This window comes from Veillonella sp., from assembly GCF_032470285.1.
In the GTDB taxonomy this organism is placed as follows: domain Bacteria; phylum Bacillota; class Negativicutes; order Veillonellales; family Veillonellaceae; genus Veillonella.
This window is the reverse complement of the sequence record NZ_JAWEKP010000003.1, coordinates 150964-172722: the sequence shown is the minus strand read 5'-3', so window position 1 is coordinate 172722 and position 21759 is coordinate 150964. Positions and strand designations below refer to the sequence as shown.

At 38.4% G+C, this 21759-nt stretch carries 24 protein-coding genes; 23 read left to right on the top strand and 1 reads right to left on the bottom strand.

Features of this window, described 5'->3' with window-relative positions; genetic code table 11:
* Positions 1–9 precede the first annotated feature (9 nt).
* The 18 genes from E7B10_RS04990 (at position 10) to pyrR (ending at position 15966) form a co-directional block, all read left to right on the top strand.
* Positions 10–1248 (top strand): O-antigen ligase, encoded by a 1239-nt coding sequence (locus tag E7B10_RS04990; RefSeq protein WP_004696499.1) that lies wholly within the window; start codon positions 10–12, stop codon positions 1246–1248.
* A 524-nt stretch (positions 1249–1772) separates the two neighbouring features.
* Positions 1773–3278 (top strand): acetyl-CoA hydrolase/transferase family protein, encoded by a 1506-nt coding sequence (locus E7B10_RS04985; protein ID WP_118091359.1) that lies wholly within the window; start codon positions 1773–1775, stop codon positions 3276–3278.
* A 28-nt stretch (positions 3279–3306) separates the two neighbouring features.
* Positions 3307–4953, top strand: coding sequence for a methylmalonyl-CoA mutase (locus tag E7B10_RS04980; protein WP_004696495.1), 1647 nt, complete (start codon positions 3307–3309; stop codon positions 4951–4953).
* Between the two features lie 28 nt (positions 4954–4981).
* The gene (locus E7B10_RS04975; RefSeq protein ID WP_004696492.1) at positions 4982–5377 is read left to right on the top strand and encodes a cobalamin B12-binding domain-containing protein; all 396 of its coding nucleotides are present in this window, start codon (positions 4982–4984) and stop codon (positions 5375–5377) included.
* Positions 5378–5456: 79 nt separating this feature from the next.
* A complete protein-coding gene (gene meaB, locus E7B10_RS04970) occupies positions 5457–6395 on the top strand; it encodes a methylmalonyl Co-A mutase-associated GTPase MeaB (RefSeq protein ID WP_004696489.1) in 939 nt (312 codons plus the stop codon).
* A 51-nt stretch (positions 6396–6446) separates the two neighbouring features.
* Positions 6447–6869 (top strand): methylmalonyl-CoA epimerase, encoded by a 423-nt coding sequence (gene mce / locus E7B10_RS04965; RefSeq protein WP_004696488.1) that lies wholly within the window; start codon positions 6447–6449, stop codon positions 6867–6869.
* A gap of 150 nt (positions 6870–7019) precedes the next feature.
* Entirely contained in the window at positions 7020–8549 is a 1530-nt protein-coding gene (gene mmdA / locus E7B10_RS04960; protein ID WP_004696486.1) for a methylmalonyl-CoA decarboxylase subunit alpha, read from the top strand.
* 73 nt (positions 8550–8622) lie between these two features.
* Complete coding sequence (locus E7B10_RS04955) at positions 8623–8967, top strand: OadG family protein (RefSeq protein WP_039965050.1); 345 nt, start codon at positions 8623–8625, stop codon at positions 8965–8967.
* 23 nt (positions 8968–8990) lie between these two features.
* Complete coding sequence (locus E7B10_RS04950) at positions 8991–9158, top strand: hypothetical protein (RefSeq protein ID WP_004696483.1); 168 nt, start codon at positions 8991–8993, stop codon at positions 9156–9158.
* Between the two features lie 100 nt (positions 9159–9258).
* Complete coding sequence (locus E7B10_RS04945; RefSeq protein WP_004696481.1) at positions 9259–9648, top strand: biotin/lipoyl-containing protein; 390 nt, start codon at positions 9259–9261, stop codon at positions 9646–9648.
* Positions 9649–9718: 70 nt separating this feature from the next.
* Positions 9719–10840 carry a sodium ion-translocating decarboxylase subunit beta gene (locus tag E7B10_RS04940; RefSeq protein WP_008601435.1) on the top strand — a complete coding sequence of 374 codons (1122 nt, stop codon included), beginning with the start codon at positions 9719–9721 and terminating at the stop codon, positions 10838–10840.
* A 194-nt stretch (positions 10841–11034) separates the two neighbouring features.
* The gene (locus E7B10_RS04935; RefSeq protein ID WP_008601433.1) at positions 11035–11292 is read left to right on the top strand and encodes a hypothetical protein; all 258 of its coding nucleotides are present in this window, start codon (positions 11035–11037) and stop codon (positions 11290–11292) included.
* Between the two features lie 38 nt (positions 11293–11330).
* A complete protein-coding gene (locus E7B10_RS04930; RefSeq protein WP_021148363.1) occupies positions 11331–12632 on the top strand; it encodes an SLC13 family permease in 1302 nt (433 codons plus the stop codon).
* A 240-nt stretch (positions 12633–12872) separates the two neighbouring features.
* Entirely contained in the window at positions 12873–13136 is a 264-nt protein-coding gene (locus E7B10_RS04925) for a SemiSWEET family transporter (RefSeq protein WP_004696474.1), read from the top strand.
* A 491-nt stretch (positions 13137–13627) separates the two neighbouring features.
* Positions 13628–13792, top strand: a complete 165-nt coding sequence (locus E7B10_RS04920; RefSeq protein WP_004696472.1) for a DUF362 domain-containing protein — start codon at positions 13628–13630, stop codon at positions 13790–13792.
* 108 nt (positions 13793–13900) lie between these two features.
* On the top strand, positions 13901–14341 hold the full coding sequence (lspA, locus tag E7B10_RS04915; RefSeq protein ID WP_004696470.1) for a signal peptidase II: 441 nt from the start codon (positions 13901–13903) through the stop codon (positions 14339–14341).
* Positions 14342–14427: 86 nt separating this feature from the next.
* Complete coding sequence (locus E7B10_RS04910) at positions 14428–15351, top strand: RluA family pseudouridine synthase (RefSeq protein ID WP_287511190.1); 924 nt, start codon at positions 14428–14430, stop codon at positions 15349–15351.
* A gap of 93 nt (positions 15352–15444) precedes the next feature.
* Entirely contained in the window at positions 15445–15966 is a 522-nt protein-coding gene (gene pyrR, locus E7B10_RS04905) for a bifunctional pyr operon transcriptional regulator/uracil phosphoribosyltransferase PyrR (RefSeq protein ID WP_004696466.1), read from the top strand.
* 124 nt (positions 15967–16090) lie between these two features.
* Here pyrR and E7B10_RS04900 read toward each other — a convergent pair whose 3' ends face one another.
* On the bottom strand, positions 16091–17398 hold the full coding sequence (locus tag E7B10_RS04900) for a nucleotidyltransferase family protein (protein WP_287511191.1): 1308 nt from the start codon (positions 17396–17398) through the stop codon (positions 16091–16093).
* Between the two features lie 186 nt (positions 17399–17584).
* Between E7B10_RS04900 and E7B10_RS04895 the strand changes: the two genes are divergently transcribed.
* The 5 genes from E7B10_RS04895 to radC all read left to right on the top strand — a co-directional run bounded on the left by E7B10_RS04895 (position 17585) and on the right by radC (position 21689).
* Complete coding sequence (locus tag E7B10_RS04895) at positions 17585–18148, top strand: hypothetical protein (RefSeq protein WP_004696462.1); 564 nt, start codon at positions 17585–17587, stop codon at positions 18146–18148.
* Positions 18149–18151: 3 nt separating this feature from the next.
* Positions 18152–19357, top strand: a complete 1206-nt coding sequence (locus E7B10_RS04890) for an acetate/propionate family kinase (protein WP_278466384.1) — start codon at positions 18152–18154, stop codon at positions 19355–19357.
* Between the two features lie 152 nt (positions 19358–19509).
* The gene (locus E7B10_RS04885) at positions 19510–20130 is read left to right on the top strand and encodes a hypothetical protein (RefSeq protein ID WP_105086664.1); all 621 of its coding nucleotides are present in this window, start codon (positions 19510–19512) and stop codon (positions 20128–20130) included.
* 86 nt (positions 20131–20216) lie between these two features.
* Positions 20217–20783: a nucleoside triphosphate pyrophosphatase gene (locus E7B10_RS04880; RefSeq protein WP_004698546.1), complete on the top strand. Its 567-nt coding sequence runs from the start codon at positions 20217–20219 to the stop codon at positions 20781–20783.
* Positions 20784–20990: 207 nt separating this feature from the next.
* Positions 20991–21689, top strand: coding sequence for a DNA repair protein RadC (gene radC / locus E7B10_RS04875; protein WP_004696456.1), 699 nt, complete (start codon positions 20991–20993; stop codon positions 21687–21689).
* The last annotated feature ends 70 nt before the right edge of the window (positions 21690–21759 follow it).

The window sequence follows — 21759 nt, the reverse complement described above, 5'->3', positions numbered from 1 at the left end:
GGTGAGAATATGGAACTCTCACTCATTCCTAATCAGAAACGACTTACCTTTTATATTGAACGATTAATCTATGGTGTTGTCATTGCGATGCCTCTTCAACCAATGGTAGGAGATGTACTTCTCTGGTTGGCTATAGGTTTGGCATTATATGATTTAATTTCTAGTAAATCATTGAGTTTGCCGACAGGCTATCTATCTTGGACTGTTATGATCTTTGTTATCTGGACAGGTATATCGTCGTTAATGTCCCCAAACTGGGATTGGTCTATTCAGAGCTGGTTCTACCAAATTGTAGCGGGTGGGGGCATGTACTATTTAGTTCGTACCTATATTCGAACACCTAAACAGTGGAACTATTTTCTTCGTGCTTTTTTAGGTACAGCCGTTCTTGTATGCATTATTGGGGCCTATCAGTATATATTTGTTCCCAATATACATATAAAAGAATGGGTTGATGCAGCACAATTCCCTAAATTGATGCGTCGAATGGCGTCTACATTGCAAAATCCTAACTTGTTAGGGGCCTATCTATTGATGGTACTAAGTGTATGTATTAGCTATATTCTTGTTTATATGAAAGAGAATCGTACTCGTGAAGTTGTTACAATGCTGATTATTGGTGTTGTATTATTTTTAACGATGTTATTAACCTATTCGCGTGGTATTTGGATTAGTTTTGCGGCCATGATTCTGTATTGGGCTATTTTCGTAGAACGAAGACTATTCTTATCCTTGTTAGTGGTACCGTTAATTCTATACTTCTATGAAGGGGAAGTTGCTTCACGACTTTGGTCTATATTCCAAGGTCATGATACGTCATCAGATCTTCGCTGGGCTCTATGGGATAGCACAATGTATATCGTACGAGAAAACCCAATCTTTGGTATTGGGTGGAATACATTCTACTTAGTTTATCCAGAGTATAACTATTACATTCAAGGTCCTAATGTGTTGATGTATCATGCCCATAATTTATATTTAAATATATTGGCTGAAACAGGTATTCCTGGCTTGCTATCATTCCTAGCAGTTATCGTCGGTCATGTTATTACATCTGTTCGTTTGAAAGGGGATATGTTCCGACAAGCTGCACAGATAGGTATAGGCGCTTTAGCAATCGGAGTTCTTTTTAGTGGATTGTCTGATTTTGAGCTCTATAGCCATCAAGTTACTATTGTTTTTTGGCAACTCCTTGGTTGGGTTGGTGCCTTTGTGAAAGTACAACTTTCCACAAAGGCCCATATGTAAAAGGTATATTTTGTATAATTAGTAAGTTTTATGGTAGCGATACAATTTCATAGTATGGTATAATTTATACATACCTTAGCAGGGTAAGCTTAAGTATATTTAACCGGTTTTCTAATGTTAGAATAATTGAACATTATTGCTTGCATTTGAAAACCGGTTTTTTGTATATCTATATTTTTATAGGAGGTGTAGCGGTCAGTTTCTGTATATATTATTTCTTTATTATATTGATAAGGCTCTATATGTTGTATTGAGATAGTTCGATATACATAAAAAACAACAATATATACTATTAAATTGATAATTCCTGTGAGTTATATCGGTGTGAATAAAACTTATGTAAAAATGTAAAAACCTATGCGTTTTGGTCATAATGCACAGTCGGAGTGTGATAAAAAATACATTTTAGTCATATAAGTTGACAATACATTGGATGTGGACTACGATGAAGTCGGTTTAAGGAACGTATTAGACCAAAGAGATTCAATTGTCGTTTAACAATGTTACTCTTAAAGGAGATGGTTATGGTGATAGACATCAAAGACCGCGTAAAAAATGTGGACCTGCAAGGTAAAATTGTCACTGCTTATGATGCAGCTCAGTTGATTAACCCTAATGACAAAGTTGGTATTTCCGGCTTTACACCATCGGGTTATGCAAAAGTTGTGCCATTGGCATTGGCAGAACGAATGGAAAAAGAACCATTCAAAATCGATTTGTGGACAGGTGCTTCCGTAGGTGATGAAGCTGATGGTGCGTTAACTCGTGCTAATGGTATTAATCGCCGCTTTCCATATCAAACCAATAAAGATATGAGAAAGGCTTTAAATGGTGGAGATGTTAAATACATCGATATGCATTTAAGCACAATGGCACAAAATATTCGTTATGGATTTTTCGGAGATTTAGATGTAGCAATAATTGAAGTATGTCAAATCAACGAAGATGGTTCTTTAGTACCGACTACCTCTGTTGGTAATTCTCCAACATTTGTTAGTCAAGCTAAAAAGGTTATCGTAGAGGTAAATGTATCTCAACCATTATCCTTAGTTGGTATGCATGATATCTATGAACCGTTGGATCCGCCATATCGTAAACCAATTCCGTTGGAACAGGCCGGCGATCGCATCGGTACAGAAGCAATACCTTGTGATCCTAGCAAAATTATTGCTGTGGTTCCAAGTGATGTACCTGATACAACAAGACCTTTAGCTGCTATTGATGATGATGCAAAGGCAATGAGTCAACATCTTATCAAATTCTTTGAACAAGAAATTGCAGAAGGTCGTTTGCCTAAAAACTTGCTTCCATTGCAATCCGGCGTAGGTTCTGTAGCAAATGCGGTAATTAGTGGCTTGGCTCAAGGGCCTTTCACAGATTTATCTATTTATACAGAAGTAATTCAAGACGGTATGTTTGACTTGATCGATGCTGGTAAAGTAACTGTATGTTCCGGTACTGCATTGAGTCCTTCTCCAGATGGATTGAAACGTTTCTATGCGAATATTGATGAATATCGTAAAAAAATTATTCTTCGTCCGCAAGAAATTTCCAATAACCCTGGTATTGCTCGTCGTATTGGTGTCATTGCCATGAATACCGCTATCGAATTTGATATTTTTGGCAATGTAAACTCTACTCATATTATGGGTAGCAAAATGATGAATGGTGTTGGTGGTTCTGGTGACTTTGCACGTAGTGCATATCTCACTATCTTCTGTACCAATTCCGTTGCTAAAAATGGCGACATCAGTTCTATCGTTCCATATGTATCCCATGTGGATCATCCAGAACATGACACTATGATTTTCTGTACAGAACAAGGTGTTGCTGACTGTCGTGGTTTGAGCCCAGTGGAAAGAGCTCGTTTGATTATTGAAAAATGTGCTCACCCAGACTACAAACCTATGTTAACTGAATACCTAGAAAAAGCATTAGCTGCAACAAAGAATGCCCATACACCAATGTTGCTTGATGAAGCTCTTTCTTGGCATAAACGCTTCACAGAAACTGGAAGCATGAAAAAATAACCTGTTTTTTTAGGAGGATGATGAAAACATGGCTTACGAAAACTTAAAAGCCCAAATTGCTGAGTACAACAAACTTTGTGACGAAAAATGCGCAAAAACTCCAGAACGTCAAAACTTAAAATACAACCGTGTGTATACACCAGTTGATATTGAAGGCTTTGATTATGAACGCGATTTGGGAATGCCTGGCGAATTCCCTTATACTCGTGGCGTACAACCTACTATGTACCGTGGTCGTTTCTGGACAATGCGTATGTATGCAGGCTTCGCTACAGCTGAAGAATCTAACAAACGTTACCGCTACCTAATCGAATCTGGTGCAACAGGTCTTTCCTGTGCGTTCGACTTGCCAACTCAAATCGGTTATGACTCTGATGATGTTATGGCTGAAGGCGAAGTTGGTAAAGTAGGTGTAGCGATTGACTCTTTGGCAGATATGGAAATCTTGTTCGATGGCATCGACCTTGGCAAAGTATCCACTTCCATGACAATCAACGCTCCAGCATCCGTTTTGTTGGCAATGTATATCGCAGTAGCTGAAAAACAAGGTGTACCTTCCACAGAATTGAAAGGTACTATTCAAAATGATATTTTGAAAGAATATGCAGCTCGTGGTACTTACATTTTCCCTCCAAAACCATCTATGCGTTTGATCACTAATATCTTCGAATATTGTTCTCAATACGTTCCAAAATGGAATACAATTTCTATTTCCGGTTACCACATCCGTGAAGCAGGTTCCACAGCAGCACAAGAAATCGCATTTACAATTGCTGATGGTATCGCATACGTAGAAGCAGCTTTGAAAGCTGGTCTTGATGTTGATACATTTGCTGGTCGTCTTTCCTTCTTCTGGAATGCTCATAATAATGTACTTGAAGAAGTTGCTAAATTCCGCGCATCTCGTCGCTTATGGGCAACAATCATGAAAGAACGTTTTGGTGCTAAAAAACCAAAATCTATGATGCTTCGTGTACATACTCAAACAGCTGGTTCCATGTTGACTGCACAACAAGTTGATAACAACATCGTTCGTGTTGCTCTTCAAACTGCAGCAGCTGTAATGGGCGGTACTCAATCTTTACATACAAACTCTCGTGACGAAGCTTTGGCTCTTCCTACAGAAGCATCTGTACAAGTAGCTCTTCGTACTCAACAAATCGTGGCTTACGAATCTGGTTTGGCTGACGTAGTTGACCCATTGGGCGGTTCCTACTATGTTGAAGCTATGACTAACGCTATCTATGACGAAGCTATGGCATACATCAAGAAAATTGATGAAATGGGCGGCGCTGTAGTAGCAATCGAAAAAGGCTACATCCAAAAAGAAATTCAAGAATCCGCTTACAAATGGCAAATGGAAGTTGAATCTGGCTTGCGCACAATCGTTGGCGTAAACAAATTCCAAGTTGAAGAAGAAGCTCCAAAAGACTTGCTTCGCGTAGACGCTTCCGTAGGTGCTAACCAATCTAAGAAAACTCAAGCAGTTCGTGCTAACCGCGATCAAGCCGCAGTTGATAAAGCCTTAGCTGATTTGAAAGCTGGCGCAGCTGACGAATCTGTTAACTTGATGCCATTAATTCTTGCAGCAGTTAAAACATATGCTACTTTGGGTGAAATTTGTAATGTATTGCGCGAAGTATTCGGTGAATACGAAGCTCATTCCACATTATAATATCGGCTGATTTCGGAGGTAATATATCATGGCAGAAAAACGTATTAGAGTAATTGTAGCAAAACCAGGTCTTGATGGTCATGACCGTGGTGCAAAAGTAGTAGCACGCGCACTTCGCGATGCTGGTTTCGAAGTAATCTATACTGGTCTTCGTCAAACACCAGAACAAATTGTTGAAGCAGCGCTTTCTGAAGACGTTAATGTAGTTGCATTATCTCTTCTTTCTGGTGCTCATAATACATTGTTCCCTAAAATTGTTGAACTTTTGAAAGAAAAAGGCATGGGGGATGTTCTTGTAATCGGTGGTGGCGTTATTCCTGACGCTGATATCCCTGGCTTGAAAAAAGCTGGCGTAGCGGCAGTATTCACACCTGGCACACCAACTAGCGATATCGTTAACTTTATTAAAGAAAACGTAAAATAATTGCTTGGGGCAAAGAGGGGTGCAACTTGAATAGTTGGCTCCCCTCTATTCCCATATTCGAAGATAGGTGGTGAGGCGAATGGATTTAGTTAAAGGCCTTTTTGAAGGTTCTAGACTAGCCTTAGCACGGTCCATAACAGCTGTAGAAAACGAGTATGATAATGCCATCGATATTATGAAGGCAATTTACCCTAAAACGGGGAACGCACGTATTCTCGGTATTACAGGGGCCCCTGGTGCTGGTAAAAGTACTTTGACCGATAAGGTAGTTAAACATTATTTAGATCAAGGTAAAAAAATCGGCATCGTTGCCATCGACCCAACTAGCCCATTCTCTGGAGGTGCTATCTTGGGGGACCGTATTCGAATGAATGATTTAACATTAAATGAAAATGTATTCATTCGAAGCATGGGCACGCGTGGTAGTCTTGGTGGATTATCTAAGAAGACTGCAGACGTTGTAAAACTCATGGATGCCTTTGGCATGGATTTAGTAATTATTGAAACTGTAGGCGTAGGTCAATCTGAAGTAGATATTGTAAAAAATGCTGATACTACATTGGTTGTACTGGTTCCTGGTCTCGGTGATGATATCCAAGCTATCAAGGCGGGTATTCTTGAAATTGGCGATGTATTTGCTATCAACAAAGCTGACCGAGATGGTTGCGATCGTTTGAATGTAGAAATTGAAATGATGCTTGACCTAGATTCTCGTGAAGTAAAATGGCGCCCACCAATTAAGCGCACAATTGCTAGTAAAGACCAAGGCGTAGATGAACTTATCGACGCTTTAGATGAACATTTTGAGTATCTTGAAGATTCTGGTGAATTGGAATCTCGTCGGGCAGAACGTACTCGTGATGAAATCATCGCAATGATTAATGAACAAATTGGTCGTTATGTAGCTGATAAAATTGTTACAAGCGACGAATTTAATAGCCAAGTGGCAGCTGTTAATGAACGCGAAAGCGATCCATATACAGTTGTTAATGGCGTAATGACAAGCGTGCTAAAGTAGACGGCGACTACATAGCATTAGAGATTTAGCCTTGAAAAGGAGATAATCAAAATGGCTTTTAAAGTATTACAAGTGGATCACATCGGTATTGGTGTTAATGATTTAGCAGCAACTAAAGAATTCTATAAAAATGCATTAGGCATTGAACATCTTCCTGAAGACGAAATCGTAGAAGAACAAAAGGTAAAAGTATCCTTCTTCCCTTGTGGTGATGCTGAACTTGAATTCTTAGAAACTACAACTCCAGATGGCCCTATCGGTAAATTTATCGAAAAAAATGGTGGTCGTGATGGTATCCAACACGTTGCATTGCGCGTTGACAATATTGAAAATGCTATTGCTGATTTGATGGCTAAAGGCGTTCGTATGATTGACGAAAAACCTCGTTATGGTGCAGGCGGTTCCTCAATTGCTTTCTTACATCCAAAAGCAACTGGTGGTGTATTGCTTGAATTATGTCAACGTATGAAATAATACAGTATCCAATTCACATCACTATATATGAGTTGTAGATATACATATACATATAATTCTACGTTATATATTAAATATGTATGCTTCTTGAACTTTATTCATTTATGAAATAAAATGATACTGTAACAAGTTTTATTTGGAGGTGCTATAATGGCAACAGTGCAGGAAAAAATCGAGTTATTGCACGAAAAGCTAGCTAAAGTTAAAGCTGGTGGCGGCGAAAAACGCGTTGAGAAACAACATGCTCAAGGTAAAATGACTGCTCGCGAACGCTTGGCTAAATTGTTCGATGATAATTCCTTCGTTGAACTTGATCAATTCGTTAAACATCGTTGTGTTAACTTCGGTCAAGAAAAGAAAGAATTACCAGGCGAAGGTGTAGTAACAGGTTATGGTACTATCGACGGTCGTTTAGTATATGCATTCGCACAAGATTTCACTGTAGAAGGTGGTTCTCTTGGTGAAATGCATGCTGCTAAAATCGTTAAAGTACAACGTTTAGCAATGAAAATGGGTGCTCCTATTGTTGGTATCAACGATTCCGGCGGTGCTCGTATTCAAGAAGCAGTAGATGCCCTTGCTGGTTACGGTAAAATTTTCTTTGAAAATACAAATGCATCTGGTGTTATTCCACAAATTTCCGTAATCATGGGCCCATGTGCGGGCGGTGCTGTATATTCTCCAGCATTGACTGACTTCATCTACATGGTTAAAAATACTTCTCAAATGTTCATCACTGGTCCTGCAGTAATCAAATCTGTAACTGGTGAAGAAGTAACCGCTGAAGATCTTGGTGGTGCAATGGCTCACAACTCCGTGTCTGGTGTTGCTCACTTTGCAGCTGAAAATGAAGATGATTGTATCGCTCAAATTCGTTACTTATTAGGCTTCTTGCCATCCAACAATATGGAAGATGCTCCATTGGTAGATACTGGTGACGATCCAACTCGTGAGGATGAAAGCTTGAATAGCTTGTTGCCAGATAACAGTAACATGCCTTACGACATGAAAGATGTTATCGCAGCTACTGTAGATAATGGCGAATACTATGAAGTACAACCATTCTATGCTACTAATATCATTACTTGCTTCGCTCGTTTTGATGGTCAATCCGTTGGTATCATTGCTAACCAACCAAAAGTAATGGCTGGTTGCTTAGACATTAACGCTTCTGACAAATCTTCCCGTTTCATCCGTTTCTGTGATGCTTTTAATATTCCAATCGTTAACTTTGTTGACGTTCCTGGTTTCTTGCCTGGCACAAATCAAGAATGGGGCGGTATCATTCGTCATGGTGCTAAAATGTTATATGCTTACTCTGAAGCTACAGTACCAAAAATTACTGTCATCACTCGTAAAGCATATGGCGGTTCCTACCTCGCTATGTGTTCCCAAGATTTAGGCGCAGACCAAGTATATGCTTGGCCTACATCCGAAATCGCTGTAATGGGTCCTGCTGGTGCAGCTAATATTATCTTCAAGAAAGACGAAGATAAAGATGCTAAAACAGCTAAATATGTAGAAGAGTTTGCGACTCCTTACAAAGCTGCAGAACGTGGCTTCGTAGATGTTGTAATCGAACCTAAACAAACTCGTCCAGCAGTTATCAACGCTTTGGCAATGCTTGCAAGCAAACGCGAAAACCGTGCTCCAAAGAAACATGGTAATATTCCATTATAATTCGATTCGGTAAACATATCATCGAATTTGGGAGATACCTTTCTTTACTACTTTTTTAGAAAGGGGAATGATTATGGAAGGACAAGCAGTTACTACCAATCCTTGGTTAATCATGGCGATTAATATGACAGTTGTATTTGTTGTGTTGATTCTTTTAGGTATTTTGATGACAATCGTTCATTTGATTGACCCTACTAAGAAGAAAAAAGACGTACCACCAAGTGCACCTGTTGCGGCTCCCGCAGCTACACCGGTGGCTGCACCAAATGCATCTGCTCAAAATGAAGGTGAAGTAGTAGCAGCTATCGTAGGTGCCATTGTGGCGATGGGGTACTCATCTGAACAAATTGCATCTATTCGACCTACAGCAACTAGTGCTAAATGGCGCTTGGAAGGTCGCTTAAGCGGTAGAGGTTAAAATAATTTTAGGAGGCATTTGTAATGAGCAATGCTACAACAACTAACGGTAAAGCTCCATCTCAAGATGTAGTGGCAGTAATCGTTGGTGCATTAGCGGCAATGGGTTATTCCGCTGATCAAATCGCGCATATCCGTCCAATCGTAAGCTACAATTGGAAAATGGAAGGCCGTTTGCGTGGTAATCGATAAGATAATTGGCTAATTTGATAATCCATAGGATTACTCAATTATATGTGTAAAAATATTTATAAGTTTTGTGTAGAAATTACACATTTTGGAGGAATTTAAAATGAAAAAATTCAACGTTACAGTAAATGGTACAGCATATGATGTAGAAGTTAATGAAGTGAAAGCAGCGGCTCCAGCAGCAGCTCCTAAAGCAGCTCCAGCAGCAGCTCCAGCTCCTAAAGCAGCTCCTGCACCAGCACCAGCTCCTGCTGCAGCAGCAGCTCCAGTTCCAGCAGGTGCTGAAACTGTAAAAGCTCCAATGCCTGGTAAAATCTTATCTGTAGCAGTATCTGCTGGTCAAGCAGTTAAAAAAGGCGAAACTTTGTTGATCCTTGAAGCTATGAAAATGCAAAATGAAATCGCAGCTCCACATGATGCTGTAGTTTCCGAAGTTCGCGTATCTGCTAACCAAACTGTATCCACTGGTGACGACATGGTTGTTCTTGGCTAATACCAAGTGTTGTATGACGTGGCTGCGCCACGTCATCTAACAATTTTATATTTGTGAAAGGGGAACGCATATGGAGGCTTTTGCTGTTGCGATTCAATCCGTTATTACAGATAGCGGGTTCCTCGCATTTACAACAGGCAATGCTATTATGATTCTTGTAGGTTTGATCCTATTGTATTTGGCATTTGCTAAAGAGTTTGAACCTTTATTGTTGGGTCCGATTGCGTTTGGTTGTATACTTGCCAATATTCCTCGTAATGGTTTCGAAGAAGGCGTTATGGCACTTATTAGCGCAGGTATCTCCCAAGAAATCTTCCCACCTTTAATTTTCCTAGGTGTAGGTGCAATGACTGACTTTGGTCCACTCATTGCTAATCCTAAAACATTGCTTTTAGGCGCTGCCGCTCAAATCGGCGTATTCGTTGCTTTAGGTGGCGCAATGATGCTTGGCTTCACAGCTCAAGAAGCAGCTGCTATCGGTATCATCGGTGGTGCTGACGGCCCTACATCCATTTACTTAGCTACTAAACTAGCTCCTCATTTATTAGGTGCTATCGCGGTTGCCGCATATTCCTATATGTCCTTGGTACCGTTGATTCAACCGCCTGTAATGAAATTATTCACTACGCAAAAAGAACGCGAAATTGTTATGGAGCAATTGCGTGAAGTTACACGTTTTGAAAAAATCGTGTTCCCAATTGTTGCAACGATCTTCATTTCCTTATTGCTTCCTTCCATTACATCCCTTTTAGGTATGTTGATGTTAGGTAACTTGTTCCGTGAATCTGGCGTAACTGAACGTTTGTCCGATACTTCTCAAAATGCGTTAATCAATACTGTTACAATCTTCTTGGCAACTGGTACTGGTTTAACAATGAGTGCGGAACATTTCTTAAGCGTACAAACAATTCTTATTATCTGCTTAGGCTTAGTTGCATTTATCGGTGGTACTGCTGGTGGCGTATTATTTGGTAAATTGATGAGCTTAGTAGATGGTGGTAAAACAAATCCACTTATTGGTTCTGCCGGTGTATCCGCGGTTCCAATGGCGGCTCGCGTATCTCAAGTAGTAGGTGCGAAAGCTAACCCAGCTAACTTCTTGCTCATGCATGCTATGGGTCCTAACGTAGCTGGCGTTATCGGTACAGCAGTAGCTGCAGGTACAATGCTTGCTATGTTGTCTAACCACTAATAATTTAATAATTATTCACCCAGGTGTACCTAAATAGGTACACCTATTGGTGAATCAAAAAGCCCTTGGTCATTATGTAATCATACATAAAAAGGGAATATTTGCAATAAATGCTTTTCAGATCGGTCATTAGGTGATTAGCAAGATTTCACAGAATAACCTTCTAGTGCTTTATATATAGTAGAGGTGGTCACTTGTTATCAATTGAATTAAAAATACTGATTTGTTTTATATGGGCATTTATTGTTTTTTTTATTACAGCGCTGATTATCGGTAATAAAGGCAAAGCTAAGTGGTTTCAACAAAGAACAAAATATTCTTGGTTTAATCGTCGAGGATTTTTAGGTGAAACTTTATTATTTGGGTATCCTAAAACAAGAGAGGGATATGGGATTACTTTTTTGATGGCTTCTGCCATTGGTATCGTAGGTTATATTTTATACCTATTATAACTATATCAGTGCATTTCTCTGAAGGGAGATGATGATGTATGGGTACTGCAGAACAAACCTTAATCGTCCTTGCAGTCATGGCTGTTTTATTCGTTACGGAAATTATTCCTCTAGCTATTACTTCTTTAGGCGGCGCAATTACATTAGGCCTTATGGGTATTATTACTCCTAAGGTTGTATTCTCTGGTTTATCTGATAGTACAGTTGTGTTGTTTGCAGGCATGTTCGTTGTTGGTGCTGCATTATTCTACACTGGTTTGGCTCAAAAAATTGGGGAAACCGTAGTATCTCATGCAGGAACTAGCGAAAATGGCTTGATGCTTGCGATTATGCTCGTAACAGCTACCATGTCCGCATTCTTATCTAATACTGGTACAACAGCTGCGTTACTTCCTGTGGTTGTTGGTATCTGTGCTGTTGCTAAGATTCCTGCATCTCGCCAATTAATGCCTTTAGCATTTGCTGCAGGTATCGGTGGTATCATTACAATGGTTGGTACACCACCTAATATCATTGTAAGTGGTACATTATCTAAATTTGGCATTGAACCATTTGGTTTCTTTGAATTTGCTTGGATTGGTATTCCTTTGACTGTTGCTACTATCGTATTCATGATGCTCGTTGGTAAACATCTATTACCTAAACATGAAATTACTGATGCTGGTGATGTTGAACAAGAAGTAGCTGCTGAAGATATTTCTAACGATCCTAAGAAACAATTATACTCTGGTCTTATTCTTTTAGGTGTAATCATTGCTATGATTTTAGGGGATCCTCTAAAAACATATTTTGGTATTAATTTACCATTGAGCATGGTTGCAGTTATTGGCGCAATGCTTTGCGTATTAACTGGTTGCTTGAACGAAAAACAAGCTTACACATCTATTGACTGGGTAACAATCTTCTTATTCGCTGGTATGATGCCAGTGGCAACTGCACTTGACCAATCTGGTGCAGGTAAAATGATTGCTGATGCAGTAATCGGTGTTATGGGGTCTGATCCTAGCCCTTACTTTGCAACAGCAGTATTATTTGCATTGTCTTGTATCATGACTCAATTCATGTCTAACACTGCATCTTGTGCATTATTGGCACCTATCGGTATCTCCATTGCTCAAGGTATGGGCGCTGACCCTCATGCAGTATTGATGGCTATCGGCGTTGCTGCATCTTGTGCATTCGGTACACCTGTAGGTACACCTCCAAATACACTAGTACTTGGTCCTGGCCAATACAAATTTACAGATTATGTAAAAGCTGGCGTTCCATTGATTTTAGTTTGCTTCGTAGTAAGCTTAATTATCATTCCAATGGTATGGCCATTCTTCCCTGGTAAATAATAGGGAATAGGTTACTCTACTATACAAGCACACACGAGGTCGAATCGTAAGATTCGGCCTCGTTTTTTATGATTTTAGTCTATATGATTTTAATATAGATTACATATAAGTGTAATCAAAAGCAATATGAATTAAACTAATTTGCATGATTAATTTTACACAATTGACTACATCGAAAAAAATATGATATAGTATATTGTGTAAGATATAATAATGTAATGTTGAATAAGGAGGTCATCTATGACAAAAGAAAGATTTAACATGTTAGTTGGTTCTATTGGTGCATTTATTGGTGTATTTGTATTTTTAGCCTATATCCCACAAATAATTGCTAATCTTCATGGTCAACCTAGTCAACCATGGCAACCATTATTTGCAGCAGTATCCTGTTTGATCTGGGTATTATATGGTTGGACAAAATCACCTAAACGTGATTATATTTTAATCGTACCAAACCTTGCAGGCGTTATTTTAGGTACACTAACATTCTTAACATCTTTCTAAGTGCTATAAGAAAAAAATAGTATTATTGTTATATAGTGAATAATAGTAAAGATATTACTTTACTTTATAAATATAAATGAGGTCGAATCGTATGATTCGGCCTTTTTTAGAGTGAAGTTTATATGTTAGATTAAAATATAGATAAGTGTTAAATCTGTTGTAATAAAAAAATAGTTTTTATGATAATAAATATTGATAATTGAATTCCTAGTATAATAGTACGTATTTTAATTGAAATGATAATTAGTGCATTCTCAATTATTGATTATTAAACTCAATTACATAAATGAAAAGAAATATCAAAATACATATAAATATAGGCTTTTTATGATAAAAAGGAACAATTATTATGCAAAATATTATATAATTTTTTATCATTTTCATTTGACTTTCAATTTGAACTGTGTGATAATGAGAACATAAGTTGAGGCAAGTGCCTTTCTAAATGATAATAAAAAGTTTTGATCTATATTTTGATGGAGGTCCTAATTATGAGAGTTATTGCTGATGGTTGCATTAAATGTGGTTCTTGCGCATCTGTTTGCCCAGTTTCCTGCATTACTGAAGGCGAAACTAAATACGAAATTGGCGATGCTTGCATCGATTGCGGTTCTTGCGAATCCGTTTGCCCAGTTTCTGTAATTTCCGCTGAGTAATCACAAATAAAACACGCCCCTCATTGAGGGGCTTTTTATTTTGCCTAAATTTGCGTAATTTAGTATAATAGGACTATTAAGACTTATATTATAGTAAGGGAGTTAATCTTGTTTTATACAGTACTTATCATTTGGTTATTATTGGACCAATTAACTAAATATTATGTAATGAATCATTTTTTGTTAGGTGAATCTTTACCTGTTATTCCTAATGTATTTCATCTTACCTATATTATTAATCGCGGTGCAGCCTTTGGCATGTTAGCGAATCAACGATGGTTTTTCTTACTAGTAGCTTTTGTTCTATTAGCTGTTTGTGCTTTTTATTGGAAGCGATTAGCTAAGGGCCATTGGACTTTGCAAATCGGATCCGCCTTATTAGTCGCAGGTGCAATTGGTAATGGCATTGACCGATACATGATTCATGGGGTAGTGGACTTTTTTGATTTTCGTGTATGGCCTATTTTTAATGTGGCAGATATTGGTATTTGTATAGGTGTAGCTTTTGTTGTATTTTATTTGTTTTCATTGAAAGAGGACCATGAATAGCTTTCATTATTAGGGCCCTTTATAGATTATTGACTTAATTCGTCAATAAATATATATCTTATACTTGACTCAAAGAGGAATAGAGGATGAATGAATATATTGTAAGTGCTGAGCAAGAAGGCATGAGACTAGATATATTTTTAACTGAACAGATGGAAGGATCTCGTAGCTATATTCAAAGTTTAATTAAAGGTGGTCATGTTACAGTAGGTGATAAAGTAGGAAAGGCTAATCTTCGGCTTACACCTGATACTGTAATTCATGTAGAAATCCCAGAGCCTGAATCGATTGAGGTTAAACCTGAGGATATCCCTTTAGATTATTTATACGAAGATCACGATATTGTTATTGTTAATAAACCTCGTGGCATGGTGGTGCACCCTGCAGTAGGAAATTATTCTGGAACCCTTGTAAATGCTCTATTATTCCATTGTAAGGACCTATCAGGCATTAATGGTGAAATTAGGCCAGGTATTGTGCATCGCTTAGATAAAGATACGTCTGGCGTTATGATGGTGGCAAAAAATGATGCAGCGCATATTGGTTTAGCAGAACAAGTAAAAGCACATTCTGCAAGACGTACGTACTGGGCGCTAGTACAAGGCAATATTGTAGAAGAAAAGGGGACTATAAAGGCGCCTATTGGACGCCATCCTAAGGACCGTATGAAAATGGCTGTTGTCTTTGAAAACAGTAAAGATGCAGTAACACATTTTAAAGTATTGGAGCGTTATGGTCATCAAACATTGGTTGAATGTAATTTGGAGACTGGCAGAACCCATCAAATTCGTGTTCACTTTGCTCATATTGGACATCCTGTTGTTAATGACCCATTTTATGGATATAGACGTATGGATCTTCCTATAGAAGGGCAAGCATTACATTCTAAATCGTTAGATGTTAAACACCCTATTACAGGTGAAGAAATGCACTTTGAAGCACCGGTACCAGCTGATTTTGAGGCGTGCTTAGAATTTGCTAAGACCTACCGTGAAGATAAACGAAAATAGTCTAAATGTTTACATTGATTGTTTAAGTACTTATTTTTACTACTTATTTGGATATAGGGGCATAGAACAATCCTATGCTGTAAGGGCGTATATATGGAAAAGAAACGCTTATTAATGGATCAAGACGCTATAATGCGTGCGATTCGTCGTATTAGTCATGAAATTTTAGAACGCAATAAAGGTTTATCTAATGCGTTAATTGTAGGTATTGAACGGCGTGGTGTCATTTTGGCAAAACGTTTACAAGCGGAAATTGAGCGTATAGAAGGTATTCATATTGATTGTGAGTCTTTGAATGTTGCAGTGTATCGTGATGATCGTGATGCTCGTCCTAAAGAGGGGGAACCGTGTACGATTGATACAACGGAAAAGACAATTATCCTTGTAGATGATGTTTTGTATACGGGCCGTACTATTCGTGCTGCTTTAAATGCATTAATGACGGCTGGCAGACCAAGATCTATTCAATTGGCCGTCCTCGTCGATCGTGGTCATCGTGAATTGCCTATACGAGCGGACTATGTAGGTAAAAATATTCCTACATCACATCTTGAAAGTGTACGCGTTGCCGTCGCTGATCTGGATGGTGAAGAAGGGGTTACAATACAGGAATAATCTGTATTGTAACCCCTTCTTCTTTTTGAGTATTACTATATAATAAGATGATTAACTTAATAAAATTAAATTATTTGACTCTTATATTTATGTGCAGAATGTTTCTACCAGATTGTAGTTCTGCTTATTTTATGTATTGTGGCGTATAGGTGTAGTCCATATGACCCATTCGTTTAACTTCATTATGTAAGCATAAGGCTTGTATATCTGTAGCTAATGTATCAATTTGATGCATCGTTTGTCCCAACGTATTTAATTCATTAGGTGCTTTGGCCCATTTTTGAATAAGTGGTATTTCAAAATCATTTCGAAGCCATTGACGACCTCTATCGTTGAAGGCCAGTAAACGAGCATATTGTGGCGATTCCTGTATAGCACTTTGTAGTAAATCTTTTTGTATTCCTAAGGTGAGATAGGCTCCCATTCGTTGTAAACGGGCATAGGTATAGCGCTTTGATTTTATTTGCTTCATAACCAGGTCCCACGTAGGTTGTTGGGCCGCTTTGGACCATAAGTGTTCAATGCCTTCACTGAACTCTCCAAAGCTTTCTAGCTCCTTAGTTGAAGTACGACGACTTAAGGTATGGACCATATCATAGTAGCGGTTATAGTTTACATAAGCACCATTAGAAATTATATTAGTCATATCGTCTGCAATAGTCTTAGGAATGATTGACTGAAGTTGTAACTCTATTTTACTATTTAGTGTATTTAATTTTGTTAATGTAGTTGCAGTTGCAGTTGAATTTGTACTTGTCGTTGTATCTATATCTGTAGAAGTGTAGATACTATTTTTATTACAATTGTTACTACCTGTAGCCATATTTGTTATAAGTTTACGCAATGCTGTACCAGAAGGAAAATCTTTTGTAATATTCGCGTCGTGATGATCTGATGTGCGTAAGATTGGTATATATTTTAAGGAAGGATAATAGGTAAGTCCTGCCCGAATATATTCAAGTCCTAACAGTGCATTAGGGGTGTTGAGCATCTCTGTATTAAGGGCTTTACGGAAGGCAGAGCCATAGGACATACCTTCGTTAATATAGGTCCGTAATACTGTTTGAGTACTTTCACAATCCATACGTTTAGTTATATCAACGAGTGTATCTAGATCAGCCGTTTCAGAACCAAAGGAGAGTGCATCGATATGTAAAGCTTTTACCATGCGAATAGCACCTGTTCCAAACAGTTGTGCACTACCCAAAGAATAGAGTGTAGGTAGCTCGATAACGATGTCTGCACCACCGAGAATAGCCCAACGAGCACGGTCAAATTTAGAAAAAATAGCAGGTTCTCCTCGTTGTACAAAGGAACCACTCATGATACAAATGCGCAGCGCTTCAGGATGCTCTTGTGCTAAGGTATGTAATTGATGCGCATGTCCATTGTGAAATGGATTATATTCACAGATGATACCGATTGTTTTCATAGTGACTCCTTTCATTATTGTTAGTGTAACAAAGCGAAGAAATGCTGTAAATAACATTTCATGATATCCATATAAAAGGTCTGGTTATAGAAATGATGTTATGTGCAAATATTAAGTTTAGTATAGATTTTCTTGACACTATAGGCTATAATTAACTGTAAATGCTGAATTGATGTGAGGTATATGATGAAACAAAATTGGAAACGTACATTACAAGGGGCTCTGCTCGGTGCTGTGCTGCTAGCAATGGCGGGATGTGGCTCTACAAATGTAATGGATACATATAGTTTTGGCCATCAAGTTATCCGTGCTGGTCAATCTGAAATTACCATTGCTTTGCCTTATGAAATGGGTAAAAGTACAAAAAATATGTCTGATAAGGGGTATCCAATCGATATTTATGGATCTGTTACAGAACATATGGTAATTGAGGTTGAGGCTTTACGGCCTGGTGAAAATAAACCGTTACCTACGGTAGATGAGTATATTAATCACAGTAAGTCTGAATTTGCTAAAGTAGGCGCGACCATCAAAGAAGAGTCCGTAGCATTAGAAGGTGCATCTGCTAAAAAGCTTGATGTTACTGTTACATCGCAAGGACAAATATTTAGAATTTCTCAATACGTATTCTTAGATCATGGCGTATTGTGGAATATAGTCTACCAATATCCTGAAAAGGATCAGGTAGGTGCTGATATCAGCAAAGAAATTCAAAACAAGATTCAAGTTACACAACAGAAAGAGGGTTAATCGATGAACGTATTAGTAGTTAACTGCGGTAGTTCTTCTTTGAAATATCAATTACTTGATATGACAACTGAAACAGAATTGGCAAAAGGTCTTTTTGAAAAGATTGGTGATCAAGATGCTATCTTCACTCACAAACGTCCTAATGCAGATAAATTAGAACGGGTTGAACCAATTTTGAACCATAAAGAAGCGCTTCGCATTTTGCTAGATATTTTAGTTGATGCTGAATTTGGTGTTATTTCTTCCATGGATGAAATCGATGCTGTAGGTCACCGTGTAGTACACGGCGGTGAAAAATTTGCTGATTCCGTATTGATTACTCCAGCAGTTATGGAAGCATTGGAAGAATGTGCTTCTCTTGCACCATTGCATAACCCACCAAACATTCAAGGTATTGAAGCTTGTGAAGCTATTATGCCAAATGTACCTCAAGTTGCTGTATTTGATACTGCATTCCATCAAACTATGCCAAAAGAAGCATATATGTATGCGCTTCCTTACTCTTATTATGAAGATTATGGTATTCGTCGTTACGGCTTCCATGGTACGTCCCATAAATATGTAGCACAACGTTGTGCAGAATTAATGGGTAAACATATGACTGATCTTCGTATCATCACATGCCACTTGGGTAATGGTTCCTCTGTGGCTGCTATTAAAGGTGGTCGCTCCATCGATACTACAATGGGCTTTACTCCATTGTCCGGTTTGATCATGGGTACGCGTACAGGTGATATTGACCCTGCTATCGTTCCATTCTTGATGGAAAAAACAGGTATGACCTATGAAGAAATCGATAGAGTTATGAATAAAGAATCCGGTGTATTAGGGATTTCTGGTGTATCCAATGACTTCCGTGTGATTGAAGAAGCTGCTGCTAACGGCAATAAACGCGCACAATTGGCATTGAATATGTTCCATTACAAAGTTCGCCGTGTAATCGGTGCCTTTGCTGCTGTTATGGGCGGTGTAGATGCTATCATCTTTACTGCTGGTATTGGTGAAAACGGTATTGGTAACCGTGATGCAATCTGTAACGGTTTGGAATATTTAGGTACTCGTATTGATTCTGAACGCAATAATGTTCGTGGTAAAGAACAAGAAATCAGTGCTGAAGGCTCTAAGGTTAAAATCTTTGTAATTCCTACAAACGAAGAAATCATGATTGCTCGTGATACTCAACGTATTACAGCAGCGTTGAAAAAATAATATAGTTCGCATCTGAACTGAGTGACTAATAGAGTCATAAAACCCCGTCTATATCTCGGATATGGACGGGGTTTTTGTAGTTTTTATGCATAGAATATCTTATAATAGGATGTATAGTTATTAATTAGTGATTTCTTTAAAAGGGGTAAAGCATGACAGTATTATATGAAGAAAAATCTCAGCGCACCAGAAGTGCAGAGTTATTGGTAGTATTTTTTGTGATTTTATTGTTGTGTGCAGCAGCTTATACAACGTATCGCAGTATTCAATTACATACGGTTTTATTAGCTGAGTATTTTATTGAAATCATGGCCATCATTGTTATGGTTAAACAGGCTGTTAGTAGATATACATATATTTTGACAGATACAAAGCTTGTGATTGAAGAGCACTCTATCTTTAGAAATCGTCATTTTGAAGTAGATTATAACATGATTGATGGGGTGTTCAAGTTTGAACGTGAGTTGTTGACAAATATTAAATACCGCTATAAATATAGAAAATGTTCTACCTCTGACCCGCGCCCGATTTGGTCTCTTGTGTATTCTATTGTAGATGGAAATAAAGTTAAAAATGGTCGTTTGCTGTTGAAAGCCGACGATAGATTCTTTGAAATATTAGAAGAGCATGTGCCTGGCCGTATTCGTGTGCCTCAAGCGGATATTGTATTTTATGCAGCGGTGCGAGCTGATGCGGTAAAACATGGGGAAGATGTACAAGAATATTATGAAAGATTAATTTCTTCAAAAGAAGATAAAGGAACAACTATGTAAGGGATGGTAAGTTCTGGGGGATAGGCAGGATAGTTTAGTTATACCAAGAATTTTATGTACAAGTTTTTTAATACGAAGGAGCGTATATGGCTGGATTATATTTGGCGAGTCAATCACCACGTAGAACTGAATTATTAACACAGGTTGGGATTGATCATACTGTTGTATCCAGTACTTATGAGGAATCTAATGAGGGTTACGACAACCCTATTGAAATGGTGAAAGCCCAAGCATTAGGTAAGGCTCGTTGTGCTGTAGGTGTTCCAGACGGAAGTATTGTGTTAGGCGCAGATACTATTGTTGTCCTTGATAATAAAGTATTAGGAAAGCCACATGATGAATCCGATGCACGCCATATGTTGGAGCATTTATCGGGTAGAGCACATTCTGTAATCACTGGAGTCGCGTTACTCATCAAAGGGGAGGAGATAGTTTTTCACAATGAAACAAAAGTATATTTTAAACAATTAGCACCCTTTGAAATTGAGTCTTATATTGCTAGTGGGGAACCGATGGATAAGGCTGGAGCTTATGGCATCCAAGGAAAAGGTGCATTATGGGTAGATAAAATAGAGGGCTCTTATACTAATGTGGTAGGGTTACCAGTTGAACATGTATACGAGGAACTGTGCAAGGCGTTAGGGGCAAAATAGTACTAGCGTATTAGACAGATAGTGATATAATTGGCTGTGCTGTGCTGTGCTGTGCTGTGCTGTGCTGTGCTGTGCTGTGCTGTGCTGTGCTGTGCTGTGCTGTGCTGTGCTGTGCTGTGCTGTGCTGTGCTGAATAATTTTTAAGAGAGTAGATGTGTTTATTGTTTGATTTACAAATGGTGTTATCTATTTGAATGGAGAGATTCTATGGAAGTACCAACAGTAAGTGTAAAAGATATGCTACCATTCCAGCGCCCGCGAGAAAAATTTCTCGCCTTAGGCCCTTCACATATGGCGATGGAGGAGTTGTTGGCTATTTTATTGCGTACAGGGGTAAAGGGGCAATCTGCGATTTCTTTGGCAAGTGATATCGTACAATCCTTTGATGATGGCGTATATGGTCTTAACCGAATGACCGTAGATAATCTAACCAAAATCAAGGGTATTGGTAGAGATAAAGCAGTGACGCTATGTGCAGCACTTGAAATGGGTAGGCGTCTAGGGGAGCTTAAGATTAAAGAGACTTATGAAGATTTTTCGCAACCTTTTGTAATAGCTCAATATGTGATGGAACGACTGCGGCACGAAGATGTGGAACATGTGTGGGCTGCCATGCTAACATCTCGAAATAAGCTTATTCAGTTGGAGCATATCTCTAATGGTGGATTGGTATCAAGCCTTGTAGAGCAAAGAGCAGTATTTAAAAAAGCTATAGCATGCAATGCGGCGGCTATTATTCTAATCCATAACCACCCGTCAGGTGATAGTAGACCAAGTGATGAAGATATACGGCTAACGAAAATGTTTGTTAGTGCTGGTCAATTTATGGGGATTCCTGTACTTGATCATATTGTTATAGGGGATAATGAATTTACGAGCCTCAGCGAAATTGGTAAATTGAGCTGAGCCTAAATAAACTGAACAAAGCCAAGTAAGATTATTAAAAGCACTCATTTTGAACTATACCTAATTTTGA